At 41.6% G+C, this 5,497-nt stretch carries 4 protein-coding genes; all 4 read right to left on the bottom strand.

Translation table 11 applies throughout. The features are described 5' to 3' along the window. Window positions 1-285: 285 nt before the first annotated feature. On the bottom strand, window positions 286-2,142 hold the full coding sequence (locus tag ACFORF_RS04600) for a proline--tRNA ligase (RefSeq protein ID WP_380425935.1): 1,857 nt from the start codon (window positions 2,140-2,142) through the stop codon (window positions 286-288). 130 nt (window positions 2,143-2,272) lie between these two features. Continuing rightward, window positions 2,273-3,535, bottom strand: coding sequence for an RIP metalloprotease RseP (rseP, locus tag ACFORF_RS04595; protein WP_380425933.1), 1,263 nt, complete (start codon window positions 3,533-3,535; stop codon window positions 2,273-2,275). Between the two features lie 9 nt (window positions 3,536-3,544). Then, window positions 3,545-4,339 carry a phosphatidate cytidylyltransferase gene (locus tag ACFORF_RS04590; RefSeq protein ID WP_380425931.1) on the bottom strand — a complete coding sequence of 265 codons (795 nt, stop codon included), beginning with the start codon at window positions 4,337-4,339 and terminating at the stop codon, window positions 3,545-3,547. 13 nt (window positions 4,340-4,352) lie between these two features. Further along, a complete protein-coding gene (locus tag ACFORF_RS04585; RefSeq protein WP_380425930.1) occupies window positions 4,353-5,108 on the bottom strand; it encodes an isoprenyl transferase in 756 nt (251 codons plus the stop codon). Between the last annotated feature and the right edge of the window lie 389 nt (window positions 5,109-5,497).

The following is a 5,497-nucleotide window of genomic DNA, read 5'->3' as shown; positions in this document are numbered from 1 at the left end:
CTTGGTTCGTCTTGTTCAGTTTTCAAAGGGCATCGTTGCCCACTCACGAGACAACTATATTAGTTTAGCAAATCATCAATTATTTGTCAACAAGTTTTTTCGACTTTTTTTATTTTTTTAGTCGAGCTTCTCGTGGGCAAATTGATAGCTTTGTTACTATAACATACTCCTAACTTACTACGCAATCCTTTTGTTCGAAAAATAAGCCTAAGTTGAACTCTGTTTTAATATAGTAGGACGTTTATCCAACTTATTTAACAGCTCAACTTAGGCTATTCTTCTTAATTATTGATGCGTTAAAATAGTCAAGGTTTCCATTAGTTGGTCAACATGGACTTCTACCGTGTCACCTGTTTCCTTGATTTTGACTTCAACGATACCATCTGTCGCTTTTTTACCAACTGTAATTCGAATCGGAAGCCCGATGAGATCACTATCAGAGAACTTAGAGCCGACGCGCTCGTTGCGGTCATCTGTCAAGACCTCGTAGCCATTGGCCATTAGACTGTCTTCGATGCTCTGTGTCAAGACTTGCGCTTCCTCATCCTTAACATTGACAGTAATCAAATGGACGTCAAACGGAGCCAATTCTTTAGGGAAATTAATGCCCCAAGCATAACGGTAATCGCCTTTTGGTGTCTTATTGACGAAGAGACGGGCATGCTGTTCAAGCACAGCAGACAAGAGACGACTCACACCGATTCCATAACAACCCATAATCATCGGGACAGAACGACCATTCTCATCAAGAATCTTGGCATTCATGCTATCGCTATAACGGGTACCGAGCTTAAAGATATGCCCAATTTCGATGCCGCGAGCGAATTTAAGGGTTCCCTGGCCATCAGGTGAGATTTCTCCCTCTTTTACTTCACGAATATCAACATACTCTGTCACCTGATAGTCACGTTCAGCATTGGCACCAGTGTAATGGAAGCCGTCCTCGTTAGCACCGACAACAGCATTTGCCACATCAGCAACCTTGCGATCCGCAATAACCTTGGTGCCCTCTGGCAAACCAACCGGTCCTAATGAACCAAAGTTTGCACCGAACAAGGCCTGTGCTTCTGCTTCGGTCGCAGGCTCAAAGAAGTCAGCCCCTAAGTGGTTTTTCAACTTCACATCATTGACTTGATCATTGCCGACCAAGAGGGCAACAACAGGCTCACCGTCAGCCATAAAGAGCATGGTTTTAATGGTTTGCGTTTCCTCAACGTTTAAGAAGCCTGCGACTTGGTCAATAGATTTGCAACCTGGAGTCGCCACCTTAACCAATTCTTCCTGTGAAACTACTTTTTGATTTGGTTTGTAAAGGTCTGTCGCCATTTCAAGGTTAGCAGCGTAGCTTGACTCACTCGAATAAGCAATGGTATCTTCTCCAGAAACCATCCATGCGGCTAATTCAGCCTTGATTTCTTTCAGAACATTTTCTGGAATATCTTCAAGTGACGGCACAGACTTATCCAGTACCAGCCAGCGGCTAAGGTCTGTACGGTCTGGAGTGATAGCCATAAATTCTTGGCTATCTTTTCCTCCCATAGCTCCGCCATCACCAATAATCCCCTTAAATTCAAGACCTGAACGGGTGAATATCGCTTCATAAGCACGGCGGTAGTCCTCATAGGTCTCATCCAGGCTATCGTAGTTGGCATGGAATGAGTAACCATCCTTCATGATAAACTCACGACCACGGAGAAGACCATTACGCGGACGTTTTTCATCACGATACTTGGCTTGGATTTGATAGATATTAAGCGGAAGTTGCTTGTATGATTGCACCGCATCACGCGCAAGAAGGGTAACCGTTTCTTCGTGGGTTGGACCAAGGATGAAATCAGAGCCTTCGCGGTTTTTGAGGCGATAAAGGTCTTCACCGTAGGTTTCGTAACGACCAGACTCCTGCCACAAATCAGCAGATAAGAGGGCAGGCGCCAAGAATTCCACAGCACCAATCTTATCAAACTCTTCACGCATGATGGTTTTAGCCTTTTCAATAACACGGTTAGCTAATGGTAGATAAGCATAGATACCGGCAGAAACCTGACGGACATAACCCGCACGAACCAAGAGGGCATGGCTGATTACCTGTGCATCTTTTGGCATTTCACGCAGGGTTGGGATAAGCATTTTAGATTGTTTCATAATGTTTCTCTGGCTGAATGAGGTTGGGGAAGAGCTATCAGCCCCAGCTCATGCTCAAGCAGCCAATCCAGTTCTACTATTTTTTAAAATAGCAGAGCTAGAAATTCCTTTCACACGAGATAAATAAATTTTAAAAGAAGGTTCTCATAATATCGTTCCAAGTTACAGCAACCATTAGAACTACCATAATTAAGACACCAGCAAGAGTAATGTAAGTTTCCGTTTCTTCTTTAAGAGGCTTGCGACGAATCGCTTCAACGATGTTCATCAATATCTTTCCACCATCAAGAGCAGGAATCGGAATAAGATTAAAAATTCCTAGGTTAAGAGATAGCAGAGCCATAAGATAGAGTAGAGAATAAACTCCATCCGACGCTGCTTGGCCTATCATCTGATACATAGCCACTGGACCACCAAGTTGGTTGAGGCTCGGTTTAAAAACAAGATTTTTCAAAGCCTGCAAAATCCGACTTGCTCCAGCCCATGCCATCTCAAAACCACCGAGAATTTTATCCCAGAAGCCCGTCTTAAGAGATGGGTTAACGCCAATGTAATAGGCTCCGTCACTCTCTTTAGGAGTAACTTGGAAAGTTTTTTGTTGACCGTCAGCAGTTTCAACCACCACTGTAAGGCTACCACCTTTTTGCAAAGTGCTAGTCGATTGATCGACAGCCTCAGTTAATTCAGACCAATTCGTAACTTCAATGCCATCAATAGAAAGAATTTTATCTCCAGATTGGACACCAGCTTGTGCAATAGCTCCATCCTGAGCGACTCTCACTTGGTTACTGTCATAATTAACGACACCACCTTGTAAAAAGGCTAAACCAACAAATACAAGAATTGCCAAGATAAAATTATTCATGGGACCCGCAAAGTTAGTCATTATTCGGCCCCAGATACTAGCATTTTGATATTGAACATCTAAGGGAGCAATACGCACCTCTGTTCCATCCTCTTCCACAATCGTCGCCTCATGAGAGACATGATAGGTTCGTGTTTCCTCTAGGACAAGACCTGAAATCTCTAAGGCATCCTCGAGGTCGTAGGAAGTAATATTGATAGGTAAGCTAGTTTGATCTAACTGCTTGTCGGATAAATTAATTCTTGTTACAAGACCTTGATTGTTCAAACTTAAGGTGGCTGGTGATCCTGTCTTAATCTCCGTCTTGTCCTCTCCCCAACCAGCCATACGAACATAGCCACCTAGGGGAAGAATTCGAACCGTATACAAGGTGCCTTCAGCATCCCGATGAGAAAAAATTTTGGGGCCCATTCCTATGGCGAACTCCCTAACAAGTATGCCTGCTTTTTTTGCAAAATAGAAATGTCCAAATTCATGGACAATCACTAAAACCCCAAAAATAATAATAAAACTTATAATCTGAACCATGACACCTCACTAAAACAAACCAAAGAAATGCATGATAGGAAACACAAAAATCATTGAATCAAAACGATCTAATATGCCACCATGACCTGGAATAACCTTACCAGAATCTTTTACTCCATAATGTCGTTTCAAAGCACTTTCTACCAAGTCCCCAAATTGGGCAAAAACACTAAAGATTGCAACTAAAATCAACATCACTACAAATGAGTGTGGAGCATAAACAGATTTTCTTACTAACATGAAAATGAATGACACAACCACAGCCGAAAGGATACCTCCAAGACTACCTTCAATAGTCTTATTTGGAGATACTTGTGGCAGTAGTTTTCGTTTCCCAAATTGACTTCCTATGAAATAAGCACCGATATCCGTGGCCCACACAATAAACAAGGCCAAAAGAACCTTGTCAATACCAGCGATTCGAGCATCAACTAAATTTTGAAACCCAATACCCACATAGAGTGCCGAAGCAATCGGAAATACAGCGTCATCAAAATTATAAGCTCTGCTATTGACAACAGTTCCAGCCAAAACGAGAAACACAACTATACCAAAGGCTGAGAAACTAGCGTCCACGGGTAAGAATGTCAAGTAAAGTTCAAGAGGAACAGTTAATACAAACGCTCCCAACATCGCCAAAACACCTTCGAATGAATAGATTTCCAATCCTTTCATCTTAAGAATTTCAGATACTCCTATCGCAGCCAAAATCGCAGCCAAAAGCTGAAATGGTAAGCCTCCAATCAGGATAAAAGGCAGAAATACTACAAGCGCAGCTGCCCCAAAAATAATACGTTTTTGCATGTTACTCTACTTTCTAGACGCCACCAAAACGACGATGACGCTTATTGTATTCTTCAATAGCTTTTAAAAACTCAGAGCGCTTGAAATCAGGCCATAGGGTCTCTGTGAAATAGAGTTCGCTATAGGCAGATTGCCAAGGTAGGAAATTACTGAGTCGTAACTCCCCACTGGTTCGAATAATCAAATCGGGATCCTGATATAAGTAGGGAAGATAGGCCGTCATTAAATAGGATTGAATTAGATCTTCTGAAATGTCATTGGGATTAAACCGAGCATCCAAAACATCCCGAGCGATAACTTGGACAGCTTTAGTAATTTCGGCACGCCCTCCATAATTCAGCGCAAAATTTAAAACTAGTCCAGAATTATGCTTAGTTGTCTGAATGGCACGGTTAAGAGCATCCAGTGTTTCTTGCGGGAGACGATCTCGCTCACCAATAACTTGGACGCGAACATTATTCTTATGTAGTTCTGGAACATATTTATCAAAAAACTCGACAGGCAGATTCATGATAAATTTTACTTCGCTCTCTGGCCTGGACCAGTTTTCTGTCGAGAAGGCATAGACTGTCAAAACCTTAACGCCGAGTTCATTAGCAGCTAAAGTGACTTCCTGCAAGGCATCCATACCAGCCTTATGCCCCATAACGCGTGGTTGGAGCCTTTTTTTTGCCCAACGCCCATTCCCATCCATGATAATACCAACATGATTCGGAATTTTGTCAAGCGAGACATTTTCAACTGATTTTTTCTTAAAAAATGTAAACATAGTTTTTCCTTAAAAAAGATACTATTTTTATTTTATCATAATTTCGCCCGTGCTTGTTATTTTAGTGCCAAGTTTTATTAAAATTCTCAGCCATTATTCAATAGCAAATCACTTTATGGTTCAAGTAACCCATTTAATAACCAATTTCAGTACGATAAGGGTGGCAAACCACCTGCTACGGAAAAAGAGGGTTGGTGGCCTAATGATTTAGCGACACCGTAACTTAGAATCCAAATCCTCAAAATTTATAAACATAGATTTAAACCCACTTTAACTTGAGAAATAGATTTGATAAATTGCAAGAAAAAGTGCAACATTTATTTAAACTCGTTCAAGAGAGCTTCAACAGCTGTTCTGTAAGCTAAACATTTTCGCGGTCGATGATTGAT

The organism is Streptococcus caprae (assembly GCF_042649745.1).
Taxonomy (GTDB): Bacteria; Bacillota; Bacilli; order Lactobacillales; family Streptococcaceae; genus Streptococcus; species Streptococcus caprae.
Note: the sequence above shows the minus strand (reverse complement) of the source record. Positions and strands in the feature narration are given on the sequence as shown.